15 protein-coding genes are annotated in these 19,049 nt (G+C 61.2%); 12 read left to right on the forward strand and 3 right to left on the reverse strand.

The window, feature by feature from the left end:
* Positions 1–36: 36 nt before the first annotated feature.
* The gene (locus tag BJG93_RS22825) at positions 37–1,479 is read right to left on the reverse strand and encodes a hypothetical protein (protein ID WP_027196499.1); all 1,443 of its coding nucleotides are present in this window, start codon (positions 1,477–1,479) and stop codon (positions 37–39) included.
* Positions 1,476–6,359: an AAA family ATPase gene (locus BJG93_RS22830; protein WP_027196500.1), complete on the reverse strand. Its 4,884-nt coding sequence runs from the start codon at positions 6,357–6,359 to the stop codon at positions 1,476–1,478. The genes BJG93_RS22825 and BJG93_RS22830 overlap by 4 nt, the downstream gene beginning before the upstream one ends.
* Before the next feature lie 701 nt (positions 6,360–7,060).
* On the opposite strand from BJG93_RS22830, the gene BJG93_RS22835 reads away from it, so the two are divergent.
* Both BJG93_RS22835 and BJG93_RS22840 read left to right on the forward strand, forming a co-directional pair.
* Positions 7,061–8,086 (forward strand): type IV toxin-antitoxin system AbiEi family antitoxin, encoded by a 1,026-nt coding sequence (locus tag BJG93_RS22835; protein ID WP_027196501.1) that lies wholly within the window; start codon positions 7,061–7,063, stop codon positions 8,084–8,086.
* A 31-nt stretch (positions 8,087–8,117) separates the two neighbouring features.
* Positions 8,118–8,966, forward strand: coding sequence for a nucleotidyl transferase AbiEii/AbiGii toxin family protein (locus BJG93_RS22840; RefSeq protein WP_051374319.1), 849 nt, complete (start codon positions 8,118–8,120; stop codon positions 8,964–8,966).
* Positions 8,967–9,003: 37 nt separating this feature from the next.
* Here BJG93_RS22840 and BJG93_RS22845 read toward each other — a convergent pair whose 3' ends face one another.
* Positions 9,004–9,423, reverse strand: a complete 420-nt coding sequence (locus tag BJG93_RS22845) for an ACT domain-containing protein (RefSeq protein ID WP_027196503.1) — start codon at positions 9,421–9,423, stop codon at positions 9,004–9,006.
* Between the two features lie 193 nt (positions 9,424–9,616).
* Between BJG93_RS22845 and BJG93_RS22850 the strand changes: the two genes are divergently transcribed.
* The 10 genes from BJG93_RS22850 to BJG93_RS22895 all read left to right on the forward strand — a co-directional run bounded on the left by BJG93_RS22850 (position 9,617) and on the right by BJG93_RS22895 (position 19,039).
* Positions 9,617–9,841: a helix-turn-helix domain-containing protein gene (locus tag BJG93_RS22850; protein ID WP_027196504.1), complete on the forward strand. Its 225-nt coding sequence runs from the start codon at positions 9,617–9,619 to the stop codon at positions 9,839–9,841.
* 406 nt (positions 9,842–10,247) lie between these two features.
* Positions 10,248–10,928 (forward strand): DUF3577 domain-containing protein, encoded by a 681-nt coding sequence (locus BJG93_RS22855; RefSeq protein ID WP_034478408.1) that lies wholly within the window; start codon positions 10,248–10,250, stop codon positions 10,926–10,928.
* Positions 10,929–11,434: 506 nt separating this feature from the next.
* Positions 11,435–11,854 carry an antirestriction protein gene (locus tag BJG93_RS22860; protein WP_027196506.1) on the forward strand — a complete coding sequence of 140 codons (420 nt, stop codon included), beginning with the start codon at positions 11,435–11,437 and terminating at the stop codon, positions 11,852–11,854.
* An 89-nt stretch (positions 11,855–11,943) separates the two neighbouring features.
* Positions 11,944–12,531, forward strand: coding sequence for a hypothetical protein (locus BJG93_RS22865; protein ID WP_027196507.1), 588 nt, complete (start codon positions 11,944–11,946; stop codon positions 12,529–12,531).
* 236 nt (positions 12,532–12,767) lie between these two features.
* On the forward strand, positions 12,768–13,187 hold the full coding sequence (locus BJG93_RS22870; protein WP_231337481.1) for a hypothetical protein: 420 nt from the start codon (positions 12,768–12,770) through the stop codon (positions 13,185–13,187).
* A gap of 230 nt (positions 13,188–13,417) precedes the next feature.
* Positions 13,418–14,020, forward strand: a complete 603-nt coding sequence (locus tag BJG93_RS22875) for a DUF3275 family protein (RefSeq protein ID WP_456095373.1) — start codon at positions 13,418–13,420, stop codon at positions 14,018–14,020.
* Between the two features lie 66 nt (positions 14,021–14,086).
* Entirely contained in the window at positions 14,087–15,193 is a 1,107-nt protein-coding gene (locus tag BJG93_RS22880) for a DUF6094 domain-containing protein (RefSeq protein WP_027196509.1), read from the forward strand.
* Positions 15,194–15,268: 75 nt separating this feature from the next.
* Positions 15,269–15,721: a hypothetical protein gene (locus BJG93_RS22885; protein WP_027196510.1), complete on the forward strand. Its 453-nt coding sequence runs from the start codon at positions 15,269–15,271 to the stop codon at positions 15,719–15,721.
* 290 nt (positions 15,722–16,011) lie between these two features.
* The gene (locus tag BJG93_RS22890; RefSeq protein ID WP_027196511.1) at positions 16,012–16,623 is read left to right on the forward strand and encodes a hypothetical protein; all 612 of its coding nucleotides are present in this window, start codon (positions 16,012–16,014) and stop codon (positions 16,621–16,623) included.
* 118 nt (positions 16,624–16,741) lie between these two features.
* Complete coding sequence (locus tag BJG93_RS22895) at positions 16,742–19,039, forward strand: SNF2-related protein (protein WP_027196512.1); 2,298 nt, start codon at positions 16,742–16,744, stop codon at positions 19,037–19,039.
* Positions 19,040–19,049 lie beyond the last annotated feature (10 nt).

A 19,049-nucleotide genomic window follows, 5' to 3' on the forward strand; every position in this document is an offset into this window, starting at 1 on the left:
GCGCTTTCTGGAGCTTTGCTGATCCTCGGAATGTGTTTAATTGGATAAGCCGCAGGGCAACGCAGGCCCTGCCCCATCTGGCCAACAGATCTGCTGAAAAATGCACGCTCGGCAACATAGAAATGACTCAAACGCGGCAACGTAACAGCTACCCTGCCGCCTATCATGAATGCCACGATGCGCACAGTGATGATTTGCGCCTGATATGTAGAAGGCCTTAGGGTCCACGCTCGAAAAAATGACGGGCGCGCGGCCTACTTCTACCCCGGCCTCCTGACACGACGCCCAATTGTGCCCCATACAAGGATCAACCGTCGGCCCCTCCAGCAGGAAATGAGAGGAAGCGCCGGTTACGAGCAAAAACTCATCCGCCCTGTCTGGCCACGGTCTGACAAACTGTACGCGTCGTTGTAGCGGCTCTGGGACAAGTCCGACCCGTGAGCCACGCAGCGGAGTAACAGGAAAGCCTGGAAAGGCCGCCAGGTCTGAAACTTCGAACCGCCTCTCCAATTGTTCAAAGATGGCTTCCAGCAAGCTGTCTGAACTCTGCCTAACCGCATCGAGGTGCCCCTTCAGCGTGGTTGCGTCGGCCGGGACAAACTGGCGTGCGGAACGCCCTTCCGCCACCTGCAGGAGAGCGCCGTCGGATCTTTCGAGGATCGCCGCCGGATACACGATCAGTTGAGGAAACGTATCGAGCACACCTGCGGAGCCCGACGCTTCCCACCGAGTCCACAAAGCCCGGAACACCCTTCTAACCGCGTTCGCCGAGATGTAGCCGCTTAGCTGAGTCGCGCGCAACGGGGACGGAATGTCGGTAACCAGTTGGCCATACGAGAGCTGTCCAAAGATATGGACGGACTCGCGAACGAAACTATCCGTCTGAAAAACCAAGATATTCGCGGAATTCACATCCGCCGCATCCAGAAATGCTGCGGCGGGTTCCGTGAAAATGACGAGCCATTGACCGGAGCTGATGGCAACGCGGCTCACCACGTGGTTGCTCTGGTCCCTCAGAGTGCGAACGTAGTCCCGGAGCTTTGAAAGCCACTCGATCCACTCGCCCGTCACCGGCGTAGCACCATTCCCCGACTTTATATAGTTCAGGGCTAGGGCGATCAGATCTTCCGGAGATTGCCGCCCGCCGAGGGCCGACGACGCGGAAACGAAAGGCTTCTCCCATGACTTGGCCTCAAAAATCAGGAGTGGAATCCTTGTGTCCAGATGCACACCCAGATAGTCCAAGAAAAGCGTCGTGTCCCCCTTGACGCGTGCCTCTTCCGCGACAGTGGTTTCAAGGTTCCACCCTAGCGCGATCAGCAGCCGGTTGAGGAAGACCTTCCTGACATTGTGCTCAAGCGTCGGAGCGCTCATCTCGCCAGCGAATCCCGCTGGGTAATCTGGCGCCTCGTTCCGTTGAGCCTCGGCGACCAGCACTTGAATTGCGCGTTTGAACTCCGCGAGCTTATCGGGAGTCATTGCAGCAGCTCCGGCAAGCGGTAAAGTAGTCTGCGCGCTGACGGCCAGCCTACCTCGATGAACACGTCCAGGCATTTCACGAGTGTCTGCCTGCGGGACGGCTGATCGAAGAGTACGCGATGGTCAGCGAGAAAACGTCCAATCAGCTTCACAACCTGGTCAGCTCCCAACGATTCAAACTGATACCCCTGCTTATGGCCCGCACCGAGCAGCGCCCGCGCGACCATGTCGAAGACCGCCTCCGGATCGGCGTCCATCATGAAGTCGAGCAGTTCGATGAGGTAGTAGATCGTTTCCGGACCTCCGACGTCAGTCACGCGTTGGAGGACCGGTGTGATCTCCGTTAGAAACTCACGCCTACTTTCGAGGGCGACAAGCCCCCCATCTTCGCCGTTGGCGGACCCGCCATTACGGAAGGCGCCCGACGAGAAATAGATCTGGTTGAGGAGGTGGCTCAAAAGCTTGGCGGATACCGTTGCCCTTGCCTGCTCCGGCGTGCCACTGGTGGGATTCGCAAAAAAGGCCGTCAGGTTCGCCGCCGTTGTTGCGGATACCCAGTTAGCCAGTTCAATCGACCGGTGCCGAACCTGGATGTCTGCACCGTTCCCGCTTTCGTAGCCGAGGATCAGCCCTCCCCGCAGTGTAGTGATCGCGTGGTCCAGTTCTTCATCGCTTTCGACAACGCGTTGCAGCCATGCCTCAATGATTGCCTTTGCAGACGGCCGCTGATGCGAGATCCAGAGAATCGCGATCAGACCGCCGATCTCAACACGCAATTTCTGTCGCGCCACTTCGCCGCACGGTTTATTACCAAGCCTGATCACCAGTGCTTCAATTCTCTCGGGATCGCTATGAAGCAGCCGCGCAAGAACGGTGTTCGCGAAAAACGACAGGACGCTTCCATTGTTCTCCTCGTCCACAACACGATCAGCCAGTTGCCACATCAAAGTGCGATCTGTGAACCAGAGCGTATTGATCCGGGTGGCGACAGCCATTCGAACGGCGGGATGCGGATCCTTCAGCAACTGTTCGATGACGTGACGCAGTTGATGGACGGCAAACTCCCCAACACCGGCTAAGCTCATGGCGGCAACACCTGCCGAGACTCGGGGTGCGGGCGAACCCCACGCGGCGGAATTCTCGAAGCTCTCTTCAGTGTTAGGGGCTATTTCTGGAGAAACATGGCGGGCGAACCTCACGGTCATTGCGGCAAGAATGTCAACAAGCCGCGCATCGCCTGCGAGTTCGCTTTCGAACATCGATACGATCACTTCAAGGCCATCTGCCACCACGCCCGTCACATAGGACTTCACCAGCGGGTGAGCGTCCGGTCGCCCATCGACCTCAGAGAGAAAGCCCGTCAATCTGGCCACGCTTTCGCCGGGCGTCGGAAAAGCCTGCGTCCGGTTTTGCTCGCTCAACTCCTTCTTGAAGGTGGTGGCGCGCTCAAGAAGCTCAGCATTCCCGGGCGCGGTCGGATCAACCCCCTGCTCTCGCAGCCACCAAAACTCGTCGAGCGCAGAAAAACCGACTTCGTATCTCGCGGGGCGCCGGTTTTCGTAGTCGAGGGTTTGTTCGGGATCGGAGACGGTCGCGAACGCTTTCGCTTCCAAGGTCTGCAGACGACTCGAGCCAATCGTTGCGAACAGCCGCTTCAGAACGTATTCACGGGCGGCTCCCGGCTCGCTGGCATCTGCGAAGTCGTACGCCAGGGTCCTTGCCTCGAACGAGGCGCGGTCCTCCAGAGACAGACTGGGATACATGGCAGCAATGAAATCAATGACGTCCTTGCGTGTATCGCTTGCCCGAAGGAAGGGATAGCTCGTGGCAATCGGCCAGAGGATGGTTCCAAGAACGTCGCTACGTTCGGCGGCCACCATGAACAGGCGAGCCCAGACAATCGCCATCTCGTTTTCCGCGACGATCACCTCGGTCGCAGCAGTCGCTGCCTCCGAACTGGCATCACATAACCAGCGTGAGAACTTTTGTGCGATCTGGATGGCATTGTCGGCATGCTGATCATCGGGATTCGACGCCCAGATATGACTCCAGTCCTCCTGCAGTGCGCAGGTTCTGCCGGATAGGCCAGTCACGTGTCTGGGCTGCGTGTCGCGCAGCGGATGCTCGCGAAGGACGTAGCCGTGCAGCGCTTTAACATAGGCCTTTGTTCCCAAGCCAGGATCGGCATGAAGGAATTTGATGAAAAACTCTTTAAGACTCCAGTAGGCCATCTGAAAAGCCTGCCGGCGATTGGTTGTCAGCGGAAGGATTTTGCTTTGCCCGATCGACGTCTTACTGTCATCGACGATGCCGCGCGAGAACGTCTTTTCGTAGATTTCAAGGACAAACTCCGGATCGACTGCCAGGATGGCGTCAAGTTTGCGAGTAAGCCAGGGGATGTCGTCATCGCCATGGGCGTCAAAGCGGCCGGGTAAAAACAGGGAACCGAGCAATTGTCGCGAAGCGGCCGGATCGCTCCCATAAGTATCGCCAACGAACCCGATGGCCGCTGTCACAAGTTCCTCGACACTGGATAGGCCATGGCGCAGCAAGGCCCGGGATGCCGAGCCGAGCTGTGCCCGCTGGTCCGGCGTCAGGTTTCGCCCGGTCAAGAGGAAAAGCAGCGTGCGAAGCGGCCAGGCGACCCGCTCGACAATGCCGCCAAGTTCAGCGGCGAGATAGCTCCACGGGTCAAGGGCAATGTCGGCTGCATCTTCGGCATGGACCGCGAGTGACCCGATCACGTGCGTCAGCGCGATCTTGGCCTGCTCCCTTTCTTCCACCGTCCCGCCAAGCGACTCGAGCAAACCACAAACATCCTCGCGATTTTCAGGCAGTGCGCAGGCGACACGTGCCGCGATGCTCCGGACAACCGGATCCATATCAGGCCTGCCAACACAGGCCAGAATGGCGCGCCAGAACTCATCCCGGGTAGCATTCGAATTCAGCCAGAGATCGTTTAGCGCGAAGATGAGTGCGGGCCCAAGCATGAGTCCAAGGGCTCGCTCCCCACCCAGCACGCTCGCCAAATTTTGAGGGTGCAGGAGGTCGAGATATACCCGGCTCGCCGCAAAGTCGAACAGGATGTGATGCCGAAATGCGATATACCGCTCGCCCGACACGGCCATGACCACGCTTTCGTGAAGAAGGCTTTCAAGCGCTACGGCGCTGTTTGACGCCACCTGCAAGCGATCGACCTGGAGCGACCTGCGCTCCACCATTTGCTCAATGACGTGCCGCAGGCACACCTCTGCAGGCAGCCCATGTCTCCTGACGCGATGCGCCCAGTACAGATCGAGAAGCTGGGATTGAGTGCTCACCGCGCTAAAGGTATCGGGGCTTAGCCCCCCACTCAAAAGATCAGCGAGCAGCCGCGTGTTGAAGGGTGTGCGGGCGAGATCGAACAGTCGAGCGCCGCCTGCGCGAACGGCATCTGCGATCGGCCCGGCGCGCTGGAGCAGTTCCTCCAGCTCACCGTTCTCCCATGGAGGGATATGAATGTGCTTCACCGCGCCGAATGCCCTGTCGGCATAGTTACTATCGGGCGGCCTTCCGGAAAACAGTTCCGCCAGCTGCTGCCCCATGCGCAGGTCGAAACTTCGAATCGAGGCCACGACGCACCAGCGCCTGCTTGGCATTTTCAGGACTTCAGCAATCAGCCAGCGAAAAACGCCTTCGCTTCGTCCGCCGCGAGTTGCGTCCAATGCGTCGATAAATAGAAACGCCGGCTCGCTGCTGGGCCAGTTCTCGAGCACGTCCAGAACCCGATGAGCCAAACCAAGCTGCTGCTGTAACCCTTCGGCAGACTCAACCGGCAGCCGGTCCACTGCCAGCTCGATCACTTGCTTGCCTTCACTCCTCAAGCGTGCCGCAGCAGCACTGATGACGGCGCTTTTGCCAGCCCCCGGATCGCCCACTAGCAGAATCGATTCCGTGGCCGCTCTGAGAACGGATTCCGTGCAATTCCGCGCAATCCTGATGCTATTACCGCTGATGCTGGTCTCCTCGAAATGCTCGAGGTGAGTGCGCGTCTCATCACTATACTTCTGGAGCTGAACAACATCGGCACGATAGCTGGGTGGCGAGTCGAGACGTATCGAACCAGAAATACGATCTCTCAGCCCAGTGGCATCCACACCAAGCCGGTTGGACATGAGCCGCGTAAAACACGCCTGAAGCGCCGAGAACGATGCTGCTGCGTCGTCGGCCGTCTGAACGACGTCACGCATGGACTCGATAACGAGCGTGCGATCCGCGCCGCTGAAATCAAAGACCAGCACGTCAACAAGGGCTGTGAGCGCCGCGAGCCGGCTCTCATCCGGGCGCACCCCGGAAATCTGCTGCCACGCGAGGCTGAGCAAGTCTTTGAAGCGATCGAATGCCTGTTGTTGATTCGCGGGCAGCGGCGCACTGCCTCCCGCGCGCCAGGCACGCAAGGCGAGCGCAAGATCGTGCGTGACAATGCCAGACGACTGCGGTCCTACCGCTAGTACAAGCCGGTCGGTGTCGCGCGAAAGTGGGCGGTCCCAACGTCGGTTGGCGGTTCCCGACTCGCATGCCATCCACTGGCGAACGAACTGGTCGACGGTTTTTCCGAACGGGCTTGCCAGACCGCTTGCCAAGTCGATGGACGTTTTCGCTTGGATGAAGATAAAGCCACCCGCAGTGGTTTCAACCAGGATGTCGTCGACGGGTGCCTCGGTCTCGACGCGGATGGAAAAGGGAACGGTCCGTGCCAGATCGGAGAGGCGATCAATCGGTTTTTCCCCGAGCAGGGCCGCGCCGAAATAACTTGCGACACCGGCCTGGAAAGAGACGCCTGCCGCAGTGGCATTGCCGCCACCGTGCGCGAGGGAGGGATCGGGGCTGGAAGTGGACATGTTTGTGAATGTAGTTCAGGTTTTCCGTCAATCCGAAAGAAACGACCCGGCCGATGGTCGGACTAATGGTAAATGAAATCGAAGCTCGATCGAGCATTCTCACGCCTTATCAGTCGAGCCGGCCTCGTCCTGCATTGAGGGGCTCGTGACAGGTTGTTGCCAGATTTGGCTGAAGCACGTCGTCGTGGAACTCCTTCATAAACCAACAACTATTGTGTCCGTCGGGCGCTGCCTCGTTATAGAGGTCCCGTTTCATCCGCAAGCGCCAATTCGCGGCGCGGTAAGCTGGACATTCCCGAACGAACGTCAATGGAGTTTCCTATCGTCCCCGACGCTGGCAGAGGACTCACCGATGTACGCTTACGGGCGGACGGCCGTTCTACCTTGGAAGCCGTCGTTAGCGTTGGGCCGGGTCGAAGGACCGAAGTGGGTCCGATCGGCGACGTTCAACCACACTTCCGGCTGGCCCGACCATCCGAGCAAACGGCGGTTACCCTAACCCAGGCGGTAAAAGGCGCCCCTGCCGGCAGCGTCCATCCTCGCGACGAGCCATCCCAGTAGAAATAGTCTCTTGTCCAAAAATGATGACCGTCCACGTCACGTGGACAACCCTATTTTTCGGACAAGGCCGGTCGCATCCAAAATGTCATGCGTCCACGGAACGTGTACAATGAATAAACTTGGACAACCGCGACCTTGCCATGCATCCGGCCGACCACGATCTGCTTCCTCTGCTGGAAGCTGCCGCCACCGCGTTCGGCGATGCGACCGGCGTTCCTGTCCACTTGCGCAAGGCGCCACCCCGGTCCGGCGCGGACGCAGTACTGGAGTTCCATCTAGGCACCCGCCGCTACAAACGCCTCGCGCATGTCAAACGGACGATCGACCGCTACGGCACCTTGGCCGCTGTCCGCGCGCAGGCCGCGGCGGGCGACGGTGACCGGCTCCTGCTCGTGACATCGCACCTATCCCCTAACATGATTAACGCGTGCCGCGACATGCAGGTTGATGCGCTCGACCTGGCCGGCAACGCCAGTCTTCTTCTAGGGGATAGCATCATTCTCGTGTCTGGACGCCCACGCCCGGAGAGCAGCCCGCAGGCACGCGGCCGCACCTGGACCAGATCGACACTGCGCGTCGCACTCGCCCTGCTCGCGGTCCCTTCGCTGCTGGAAACAACCTACCGCGATATCGCACAGGTTGCCGGCGTCAGCCATGGAACGGTCCAGAATGCCATTCACGGCATGCTGGCCCGGCGCGACCTCATCGAGCAGCCCGACGGGCACGGCATGCAGTTCGCCGACGCAGGCCGGCTCATCGATGAATGGACCACGTTGTACCCGACACTGTTGCGTGGATCGCTTCAGCTCGGCCACTTCCGCACCGACATCCCCGACTGGTGGAAAAGCGTTCCCGAGCTTCCCGGCCGGTGCCAGTTTGGTGGCGAGCCGGCAGCAGCCATCCTCACGCAATACCTGAAACCAGCCACATTCACCGTATACTGTGCCAGCGAGGTCCCGAGGGAGTGGATCGCGAAGGCTCGCCTGCGGCCTGATCGCGACGGCAACATTGAATTCCTGAGGTCCCCGATCCAGCTCCAGCCTGCGGCTGGACTTCCGCAGAACATCGCGCCGCCCCTGCTCGTCTACGCTGATCTCGTAGCGAGTGGCGACTCGCGCAATCTCGAAACGGCCCGGTTAGTGCGTGAACAATATCTCCCCGCTTGAGCCTCGCCCCCATCGCCCTTTTCCACCCGAAATGGTAGCCCTTTTGCGTGAAGTAGCTGCCGCTGCTTCCGAAAAGAGCATCGAGTGGTTTGTCGGTGGGGCGAGCGCACGCGACGTCGTGCTGACGCACGTCTACGATATCGAACCGACACGGGCCACTGCAGACGTTGACATCGGCATTTCCATCGAAAGCTGGGCCGGCCATGAAACACTGAGAACGGCGCTGCTCACATCAGGCCACTTCGAGCAGCGAGGCAGTGCAACCCACCGGCTGCACTACCAGGCCCCTGAGACCGGCGCCAGAACCTGGCTCGATATCGTACCGTTCGGGGGCATCGCAGACGATGGCGGCGAAATCGCGTGGCCGCCCGATCAGGTCATGCGCATGAACGTCGCCGGCTTCGAGCAGGCGCTGCAGGTCGCTGTGCCGGTACGCATGGATGCCGATCTCGTGGTGCCTGTCGCTTCCCTTCCGGCGCAGGCAATGCTCAAGATCATTGCCTGGAAAGATCGTCACGCGGTCGATCGCAAGGACGCAACCGATCTGCTTTTCCTGCTGGCATGGTACGGCGAGGCAGGAAATCTCGAGAGGCTGTATGCCGACGACGCCTTCGACCTGATCGAACGGCACGAGCACGATCCCGATATCGGCGGCGCGGCCCTCCTCGGCCGCGACATGGCGGGTATCGTCACGCCGGAAGTGCGCGATCAGATCCTCGCGGTCATTGCGCCGGACGATCCGTCGCCCCTGATACTGACGCACATGATGGCGAGCCGCGCACGGATTTTCGGCGGCGATACGGCTGAACGGATCAATCAGCTCTTTGACGCGTTTCGCCAGGAATTTGTCGCGGCGGTGCAGCGAGGAAGCCGGACTTGACCGACCCGGGCAGGAAGCATTCCCGACCGGTGTTCGGCTAACCCGGCACGCCCTGTCCTGCCCGCGCCTGGAGGTCCGTCAACTGAGCAAGCGCATCCCGCGCGCGCTCCACGGGCACAAAAATATGATCGTGAAATGCGGCAGCAACGACGTTGCAACTGATGCAGGCCCTGGTCAGCGCTTCAGCCACTGCAGCTGTGAGTCCCACAGCCTCCAGGTCGGAATGGACGTTCAGCGTGATCCAGGCTGCCCGGAAAAGAACAGGTAACCCTTCGCGCAGCGCCGTCGGTTCATCGATGATGATGGTCAGCCCCTCGCGCTCACGAAACGTCGCCAGGGGAGCGAGCTGCGACACATCCCGGTCTGCCAGCACGGACGAAAAAACATAGGCGCCTTCATTCAGCTCTGGCTGCATGGACGCCAGCAACTGTGCGAGATCCGAGACGGGTTGGCTCACTGCGCTCCCTGTACAAGAAGAGGATCAATCGGGCAGGTACACCGGCCGCGGCATCGCGAGCCGTACCCACGTCGAATATCAAAACTATCGTGGCCGATATGCAGGAATGTCACTCATAGTGCGTGTCATGATAGAGCGTGGCCTCAAACAGGTCAAATACGTACGCTTCGATATCTTTCCGATCGAGATGTCGATGCAGTACGACCCCCTTGCCCTGTTTGGGAAACGCCTAGTCGAGCTTCGCAAGGCGCGCGGCTGGTCACAGGAGCGCCTTGCGCTCGAAAGTGGGCTAGCCCGGTCGTACGTTGGTGGCATCGAAAGGGGGCAGCGCAACATTGCCCTCTATAACATCTGCGTGCTGGCCGCCACACTCGGCGTTTCTCCCGCTTCCATGCTGGATTTTGATGAGCTCACGTGACATTGCGTGACTGGCCTGCTGTGCAATCCCACCCACTTTCCGCAATCAGAGCGCCGGCCTGTCCGTCGACCTGCCGAGTCTTCGCTTGTGAGACATCGTGACGCATCGGGAGATCAAGTTCAATCCCGTCAAATTCATTTGAACAGCGAACAAAATGATCGAGCAAATCGTCTTGATTTTTCGGTATCGCCGACTATGATTCGCGATTGAAGTTGCCCGCTGGAGCCCATCCAGCATCCTTCGCAGTACCGTCGCTCGTGCGACACCTTTCGCGGTTCGCTTCGTCCCAGTGTCTGGACCACCGCAGGTCTTTTGACCGGAAGCTTTCCTTTCTTGCCCGTCTGGGGAATTGTCATTCCCCGACACGGGCCGTGGCGATTCCCCCTTTTCGTTCTGGAGAATCGTCATGAATCAATCTGTCGAACCCCGCAAGTATTTCGACCTTCATCTGTGCGGCCTCGGGTATCTGTCCCGTGTCCGCGATGTTACGGCCAGAGGCAATGGCCGCAGCAAGGCCAAGCCCTTCCTCGCCTGCGCCATCTCCGCGTTTCACGGCGATCCGAACGTCGAGAATGGTGTCGTGTATCTTCCGCTGGACCTGATCGTCTCGGGCGAGAAGGCGAAGGAAGCTGTGCGCGCCGTGATGAACGACGTCAATGATCCGGACGTCAAAGTCCTCGTCTCCTTCCGCGCGGGCGATCATTACATCCGTACCTTCGAGCGTACCGGCAACCGCGCGGGCGAGACCGGCGCTGTCCTCAAGGGGCGTCTGCTCAAGCTTTTCTGGATCAAGGTCGACGGCCAGGAAGTTTACCGTGACGAAAGCGACCGCGAAGACGACGACGCTGAAGCAGGCGCCGACACTCCCGCGGAGACCATCAACGGGCATGAACCGTCGACGAGCGATCGCGATCGCGATCGCCGCGATACGCCTTCTGCTGAGGGACCGGCCAACAGCCGCGACATCGGAGCGTCAAGCAACGATGCGGCAGCGGCCGAACGCACCAACGCGCGCAGCAACCGCTATCCGCCGCTGCGCCGTCATGCGAACGGGAGCGCCCGTCGCCCGTCCGCCAACGCCGAATGACCGGCGCCCCTCGGTCCCCGCCTCGTGCGGGGGCTTCCTCTCGCGCATGACCGGACGGCCGGTTTTCCAGGGCGGAACTCCCCGAGCCCGCTCCGGAAAGCCGGTACCGTCCCGCAGATCGTCGAACGGGTCCACGGTGGCCCCACTACGCCGTGCCGTTTGCGCCGGACCGATCGTTCCGGCCCAGACACGCGCCTGGCAGGGGTTAACTGCCAGGCGTTATGCCTCATTGGCCCTCACTGCCAGTCGGCGCCAATGAGGGCCAATGAGGCATAACGTGTTCACTGCCGACCTGCCAGTTGCAGGTCCGTCTGTCGCCGCGTCAGGCGACACCTTCACAGCCCTCTTCCGGTGCCATTGTCTGCACGGCTGTACCCGCGTCGCCATGATGCCGGGTCCGGAATAGCTCGCTTCCCCGCTCTCAAGTAGTTCCTTTGTTCAACCCTCGCGGGGAATGCGCTTCCCCGCCCGGGCAGCCATCCTCCGCTCCTTTTCCGGAGGATGTCATGAACGAGACCACTGAAACGCACGGCATCGTGGCCACCCTCGTGCCCGAGGACCGTCGTATGGAAATCCTGCCGCGATACTTCGGCAAGCATATGATCCGCGCCGAATTCGCTGTTTACGCCGCAATGTCGTCGTTGTGCCCGACCTACCACGGCGGATTCTGGGACTACGTCGAGCTGTCCAACGGCGCGTTCTACATGACGCCTCGTCTGGATGGCCCGCTGCCCATCACCTGCGACGGCAACGGATACGATGGCGAAATGAGCAGTGACGCCGCCGGTATTGTTGCCAGCCTCTTCGCACTGAACGCCATGGCGTGGTCGACAGAAGACGCGCATTTTACGGAGCTCTATCACAGGCTGCTCGCCTTCGTCCCGTCACACCCTGACGCGCGCCAGATCTTTGCGGCAATCGATTGACGGGCGGACGGAATGACGCCCAGCCCCCCTTCAAGCCTTGCGGAACGCAGCCCGCAGGGCGCGTCTCCGCCACATTTCCGGAGACAACGATGTCAATCCGCACTCCCATCACCCCTTCCCGCCCTGCCATCAGCAAGTCCGATACGAGTATGCGGCACTGGTCACTGGCACGCGGGAACTGCTTCCAGCAGGGACCGGCATCACAGCTTCATGCCGCCGACCAGCCCGATGATGACGGCGATCCGTCGCAGCAGGCTTTTCAGTGCCGCGACGGGCGCACATTGCCGCGCTATACGGTGCAGAGCGTCGATCTTCCCGACGGCCTCTACCTCGGGCTCTTCAACGGACGCGACGATCCGCTTGGGTCCCCGCTCGTTACAGGGTTTGATGGACCGCTGATCGGCCGGCTGCGTTATTGCCACACCGTCGAGACCCGCGACCTCAAGCTCGAATTCCTCGATCCGTTCGAGGGTTATCGGTTCTTCCCCGACATGGAGCACGTGGCCGGACGCGACGGGCAGACGCCTGGCGGCAGGATCACGATGCCGATCCAGCTCATGCTGAACGCGGGAGCGATCGTTTTCGACGGACGGTATTTCGCCGACTGGACAGTCTTCGTTATCAGCTCGGTGCGTACCGTCATCGGTCGCGACCTTCGCTCACAACGGCGCGTGTGACCAGAGACTTGCACCGCATCACCTCATTCTTCCAACTGCACCAGATCAACGGTGCATTCCGCGCGGGGCATCACACCGACTTTGGGAGCAATGCCTCGAATCACTTGTGCGAGGTACACCATGGGATGGCTCTTTAGTCATGGACAGACGCGTGCGCAACTGATTGCATGCCTCACACGCAATGAGGAGCACGATGACTGTGCACGTCGCTGCTTGCGCCACTGTAGCAGTGCAACGTGCTCTGGACGGTTTGGGAAATTGAACGCCCCGGCAACACGCCGCTGCGTTACATCGGCTGCGACCTGCTCGCCTGGGACAAAGGCTGCGCCGGCTGGGGCTACAAGGACCTGTGCGAGGAAATGGAGCCGTTCTATTACTCGTGCCCGCTCGCGTATCTCGAGATGGTCCCGCCCGCTTCACCTCCATGGCGCGAAAAGGTCCGCGTGTGGCATGCGGCGCGCTCGCGTGTGTTGAGGCCCGGCGACATGCTAACGCTCAAAGGGCTGTCGATCACCGAGGCCGTCGTCGTCAGCCGGCAGCATCGCACGTGGATCGTCGAAAGTGGCGGTCAGCTGTTCCGCTTTCCGCCCCGGCTGTTTCATCACATCGTCCAGCAACGACGCTCCAGCGAACCTGCCCGGCAACCCATTAGCTAGGTTCGTCAATGCCGCATAGGCGTGTGGCCCGGTTGCCGGGTCATTTCTGAAGCGCCGCACCGGTGGCGCTTCGGTGAAGACCCATTGCTCTCGATCCGTTCGATGCGGATCCGTGCGTCGCCGCTTCATGTGAAAGCTACAGCCTCTTCCGGCACGCTCATCGGTTACCTGCCCGTCACGCTGGCAGACAGAATCGATCCGTATCTCTTCAACCCACCCCGCGGGACGCCATGCCCGAGAGGGTGCGTCCCGCCTCACCTTCTGGAGGCATCGTGATCTCTCTTTCCGGCACGCTCGACGTGCGCACCATCAAGGGCAGCAACGGCCCGTTCCAGGTCGGCGAACTAACCACGTCTGTCGGCGAATTCAAGGTCAAGGACAAGGTGCTCGAGCAGTTCGAGCCCGGCGCCTATACCGGTACGTTCCTGATCGACAAGATCTATCCGCACAGCTACGTGTGGTACGGCAAGGTCACCGTCGAGATCCGCGCGAGGCTCGCCGATGTGCAGCTCGACAACGATGAGCCATTCAGCGAGACCGGTCAGGCACCGTCCTCGACCGAGCCGGATCCGGCCGACGAGGAACGCATACCCAGTGCCGCAGCCCCCGCGCATGCTGACCAAGGGCCGTCCCCCGCACAAACCGAAGGCGATTCTGGCGAGCTGTATCTGCCCGACCTGTTCGGAACCGAGCTGGCCGATGCGATTGTCGCCAGCCAGCCAGTGAAGCTCGACCCAACCGTTGACCGCGGCGTGTTCCGTCAGCAACGCGACCAGCTTCGCGCATTCGGTTACGCCTTCCAGGCCTCCAGCCAGACCTGGCTCAAAGCCTGATTCCTTCCACTTGCGGCGTGCCGGGCCTTCCGGCGAACGGCACGCCACGATTCGTTGGAGATTGACATGGCCCTGATCTTTCCCCGCCTCGCCCGAAATTTCGTGAAAAACGGCTACTTCCCGACGGATGCCGTCACGCTCGGACGGATCATCCCGGCACTCGCGCTGGCCGATCCAGACCGCCCTGTACGGTTGCTCGATCCATGTTGCGGCGAAGGCGCCGCGCTATACGAGCTAAAGGACGCACTAGGAAGGCAGTCCGCAACCCCTAATGCGATCCGCGCATTTGGCGTCGAGTATGACCGCCAGCGTGCATGGCACGCGAAGGATGTCCTGGAGACCGTGGCACACACCGACATCCACGACATGTTCATCACCGCCCGCAGCATGGGGCTGCTGTTCCTGAACCCGCCGTATGGCGACGTCGTATCGGACAAGGCTCAGACTGGCGAGCGTCAGCCGGACCGTCTGGAGAAGCTCTTCTATCTGAAGGCGGTTCCCTGGCTCGCGTTCGGTGGCGTGCTCGTGCTGATCGTGCCGTACTACGTGATGGACCGCGAGTTCGCCACGATGATCGCTCGAAACTTCACACACGTCGAAGTGTTTCTCGCGCCCGACCAGACGTTCAAACAGCTCGTCCTCTTCGGCGTCAAGCGTCGCGCAGATGGTGTCGACACCTCACTGGCCGCACGCCTCGCACGTATCAGCGACGGTGAACTGCCACCGGGACTGCCCGAGCACTGGACCGCACGACCGTATTGCATTCCATCGGCCGCCGGTGAACAGGCCTTCATGTCCACACGGATCGATGCGCCGCAGCTCGAGCACGAACTGCAACGCCTGCAGCACGCCACGCTCTGGCCGCAGTTTGCTGCGATGTTCGCAGCAAAGGCGGTCACGCCTCGCCGTCCCCTGCGCGACCTGTCCGACTGGCACCTCGCTCTCGCACTTGCCGCCGGCCAGATTACCGGTGTGGTTACCGGCGTTGACGGCACACGCCTGCTCATCCGCGGCGACACCGTCAAGCAGAAAGAGCAGGAAGTCCAGATCGAGGAAACGGACAAGGGCGAGATCCGGACCACGATCCTGATGCGCGACCGGTTCGTTCCCACGATCGCGGGCATTGACTTCACGCCCGGCCCGAATCTCGGCCGCGTTGTCACGATCCGCTAGCGCGGGTCACGTCTTCAACCCCGCGGGGCCTTGCCCCGCAGGGGGCAGGTTCCGCCCTGCAAGGACACCCGAATCATGACTGATACAAGCCCCACGAACCAGCCACTGCCTGCTTACCTGGTCGGCTATAGCCTCGACCACGCGCACCGGGTCGTCGTCGGCATCCGGGCCGCCAGCGCGGAGGCGGCCCGCGCCATCGCGCGTGCGGCATTCGACGCCGGTACGTTGTGGGATGACGCGCCGAACATGCCGCTGCTCTACGACGACTATGAGGAACTCGACGGACAGGTCCTCAGTTTCGATGCGACGGGCGTCACGGCATGGCCGGCCGCCGACGTCTCGGTCCGTGCTGTGCGACTGCACGCAGCCGCACACCAACTCCTCGCGTTCGCACGACTCGTCGACGAACGATTGCCTCAAGCAGCTGCGATCGAGACCTGGCATCCCGAAGCCTTGGTGTCGATGACCCTCACGGCCGGAAAGGTCCGTGAACTTCGCGCCTTGCTCGGAACGCTGACTGGCTGCTGACCGCGGCCGTTCCTTCTACACCTCTGTGCGCCCTGTCTCCATGGCGCTTTCCCCGACCGTTCACCAGGACGCTCAAGGAAAGCGCTTCGCGGTGCACGTTTTCCCGCTGGTCGGCCGGTAGCAGACCCGTCGTCGCCCGTGACGCGACACCTTCAGCGGTACCCCAGCCGCTTCTTTCCGGCGCCTTCGTCTGCGCGGCGGCGGCTCCCTTGCGGACGCCCCGGAATCTTCCTTAACCCACCCGGGTCAGCGCCCGATGGGTGCGCCGGGCATTCACGCTGGAGCACCCCATGCCATATCCCATCAAGGAACTGCAGGACATCTTCATCGATGCCTGCGTGCGTGCACCCGATGGCGAGCTCGCCTTCGTGTCCGTCTTCGGTCGCGATGGCGCCGTTCAGCAGCTTTACGCCTCGCTACATCTGGGCGTCCAGGAGGGCGGCATCCGTCAGATCACCCTGCTTGACCCCGACAGCAGCCAGCCGATCGTCACCGTACCTATCGGCGATCCGCGGCGGCTGGACAAATACAGCGGTCGTCTGCCGAAAGACAACCTCTTCGGCAACCTCGTGCATACGTGGATCTACGACGAGTCGCTGCTGACACCGTCAAAAGCCACCGGCTCGGCATGGCTGCTGGTTGACCGAGAAACCCACACGCACGACGAAGCGTCGCTGGAAGCACGCGTGTGGTCGCTTATTGAACAGCTCAGTCCGATACCGCTGCTGCCGCACTGGCGCTCCCTGGTCCTCGCCAGCCTCGGAGCGCAAATGGTCAGCAGGCTCGACGAGACACCTTACTCACCCGTCGGACGCATCCACGCTTTCCGGATCGCACTCCCTGGCTCCTTCACCGAGGCGATTTCCAGCTTGGTCCGCAGCGGCGCGCTCGCAATCGACTAACCCCTCCGCCGGTCTTGCCGCCCCTGGATGCGCTGGCGGCCCTCTCTTTATTTTCCTAATCTGCGGGACCTGCGCCCCGTCCCGGGGGCACGTGGCCCGCATCTTCTGGAGACGCATCATGGAAGATTTGCAATCCGCCGTCGTCGACGGCGATGCCGAACATGACGACATCACAGCCGACGACAACGCCGGCGACGTGATCGCCCTGCCGGACTTCATCTCGAACTTTGGCGCCGGACTGCTCGATGCCGTCCGCCAACAAAACCCGTCGATCTACGATGGGCAACGCCCCTCACGATGGGACGCACTGCTCGACGAACTGTCGCGACAACCGTTCCCGGCGCAACGGGAAGTCATTCACGCGATCACGACACTGTTGACGCAACACGCACCGGGCGGTGTCATCAATGCCGAAATGGGTACCGGTAAGACGCTGATGGGCATCGGCGTTGCCGTCCTTCTCCACCATTGCGGCTATCCGCGCACGCTCGTCATCGCACCGCCGCATCTCGTCTACAAGTGGCGCCGCGAAATCAGAACGACGGTGCCGGGTGCACGCGTCTGGATCCTCAATGGCCCGGACACACTGCGCAAGCTACTACAGCTCCGTATCATGCGTTCGAGGCCAACGGTACCCGAGTTTTTCATTCTCGGCCGCGTGCGCATGCGCATGGGATTCGACTGGAAGCCTGCCTTCGCGCGCCGCGTCGCAACGCTCGATATGGAGACTGACGCAATCACCCGCGTGTTTGCCTGCTGCCCTGCCTGCGGCGAGTTCGTGTGCGACGAAGACGGCAATCCGCTGACACCTACCCAGGCTCGGCCGGCGCTCAACGAGAAGCGTCGCGCGTGCAGTTGCGGCGAACGCCTGTGGGCCTTGGCACCGAAAGGCCAAGGCACGCGGTCGATGCGCGAGCTCGTGAAGGGAGCGCTGCTACAGATGCCGACCGTCGGCGAGAAAACCGCCGAACGCCTGCTCTCCCGCTTCGGCGAATCGATGCTCGCGGACATGCTGCAGGACAACGTGTTCGAGTTCATCAACCTGATGGACGACAGCGGCGAACTCGTGTTCTCGGACCGGCAGGCGAAGCGCATGGAGCGCGCGCTCGCTCACACGGAAATATCGTTCGGACAAGGCGGTTACCAAGCCTCAGAGTTCGTTAAACGGTATCTGCCACAGGGCTACTTCGGTTTGCTCATCGCCGATGAAGGGCACGAATACAAGAACGAAAACTCCGCCCAGGGCCAGGCAATGGGCGTACTCGCTCGGAAGGCGTCGAAAACGTTGCTGCTCACGGGGACGTTGATGGGCGGCTACGCCGACGACCTCTATCACCTGCTCTATCGCCTGAACCCGACCATGTTGATCGACGACGGGTTTAACTACAACAGCAACGGCTCAATGGCGGCCGCCACAATGGCGTTCATGCGCGAGCATGGCGTGCTCATCGACATTCACAAGCAGGTCGACGAAGGCTCGCACCGGACGGCGAAAGGCGACCGAAAGAGCGTTTCGACGGTGAAAGGTCCGGGCTTCGGCCCCAAGGGCATCATGCGGTACGTTGTGCCGTATACAGCCTTCCTGAAGCTCTCGCAGATCGGCCAGAACGTCCTCCCTCCCTACGACGAATCCCTGCTGCCGGTCGCGTTGACTGAAGAAATGGCGGCAGCCTATCGCACGCTCGAATCGACACTGACATCAGAATTGCGCACCGCGTTACGCTGCGGCGACAAGAGTCTGCTGGGCGTGGTGCTCAATGCGCTGCTCGCGTGGCCGGAATGTTGTTTCCGTCCTGAAATCGTGCGTCACCCTCGCACGAAGCGGATCCTGGCCAGCGTGCCTGCATTGCTGCGCGACGATCAACCCGGTCCCAAGGAAGAAGCGCTGCTGCGACTCGTGCGGGGCGAACTGCTGAACCGCAGGCGCATGCTGGTCTATACGACCTATACCGGCACGCGCGACACGTCGGTGCGACTGAAGAATCTTCTCGATGCGGTCGGTGTCAGGGCATCCGTGCTTCGTGCGAGCGTGCCTGCGGAAAAGCGTGAGGACTGGGTCGCCGACCAGCTGGAGCGTGGCGCCGAAGTCATCATCACAAACCCCGAGTTGGTCAAAACCGGCCTCGATCTTCTTGAATTCCCGACGATTGCATTTCTTCAGTCGGGCTTTAACACCTACACGCTTCAACAGGCTGCACGCCGAAGCTGGCGTATCGGTCAGACGCATGACGTCACCGTGCGATTTCTCGCTTACGAGGGCACAACGCAGATGCGGTGTCTGAAGCTGATGGGACAGAAGATTGCCGTCTCGCAGTCCACCTCCGGCCACATGCCCGAGTCCGGTCTCGACATCCTCAATCAGGGCGGAGAGAGCATCGAAGTTGCGCTCGCGCGGCAACTGGTGAGTCAGGAATAGCCGGAACCTC

The sequence above is a fragment of the Paraburkholderia sprentiae WSM5005 genome (genome assembly GCF_001865575.2).
In the GTDB taxonomy this organism is placed as follows: Bacteria; Pseudomonadota; Gammaproteobacteria; order Burkholderiales; family Burkholderiaceae; genus Paraburkholderia; species Paraburkholderia sprentiae.

What these genes read in the sequence shown, in the direction of transcription:
- BJG93_RS22865 (WP_027196507.1), top strand. Translation starts at nt 11,944, where the DNA reads ATGTCAATCCGCACTCCCATCACCCCTTCCCGCCCTGCCATCAGCAAG.
- BJG93_RS22840 (WP_051374319.1), top strand. Translation starts at nt 8,118, where the DNA reads ATGGTAGCCCTTTTGCGTGAAGTAGCTGCCGCTGCTTCCGAAAAGAGC.
- BJG93_RS22875 (WP_456095373.1), top strand. Translation starts at nt 13,418, where the DNA reads ATGCCCGAGAGGGTGCGTCCCGCCTCACCTTCTGGAGGCATCGTGATC.
- BJG93_RS22890 (WP_027196511.1), top strand. Translation starts at nt 16,012, where the DNA reads ATGCCATATCCCATCAAGGAACTGCAGGACATCTTCATCGATGCCTGC.
- BJG93_RS22860 (WP_027196506.1), top strand. Translation starts at nt 11,435, where the DNA reads ATGAACGAGACCACTGAAACGCACGGCATCGTGGCCACCCTCGTGCCC.
- BJG93_RS22825 (WP_027196499.1), bottom strand. Translation starts at nt 1,479, where the DNA reads ATGACTCCCGATAAGCTCGCGGAGTTCAAACGCGCAATTCAAGTGCTG.
- BJG93_RS22850 (WP_027196504.1), top strand. Translation starts at nt 9,617, where the DNA reads ATGCAGTACGACCCCCTTGCCCTGTTTGGGAAACGCCTAGTCGAGCTT.
- BJG93_RS22835 (WP_027196501.1), top strand. Translation starts at nt 7,061, where the DNA reads ATGCATCCGGCCGACCACGATCTGCTTCCTCTGCTGGAAGCTGCCGCC.
- BJG93_RS22855 (WP_034478408.1), top strand. Translation starts at nt 10,248, where the DNA reads ATGAATCAATCTGTCGAACCCCGCAAGTATTTCGACCTTCATCTGTGC.
- BJG93_RS22885 (WP_027196510.1), top strand. Translation starts at nt 15,269, where the DNA reads ATGACTGATACAAGCCCCACGAACCAGCCACTGCCTGCTTACCTGGTC.
- BJG93_RS22830 (WP_027196500.1), bottom strand. Translation starts at nt 6,359, where the DNA reads ATGTCCACTTCCAGCCCCGATCCCTCCCTCGCGCACGGTGGCGGCAAT.
- BJG93_RS22880 (WP_027196509.1), top strand. Translation starts at nt 14,087, where the DNA reads ATGGCCCTGATCTTTCCCCGCCTCGCCCGAAATTTCGTGAAAAACGGC.
- BJG93_RS22895 (WP_027196512.1), top strand. Translation starts at nt 16,742, where the DNA reads ATGGAAGATTTGCAATCCGCCGTCGTCGACGGCGATGCCGAACATGAC.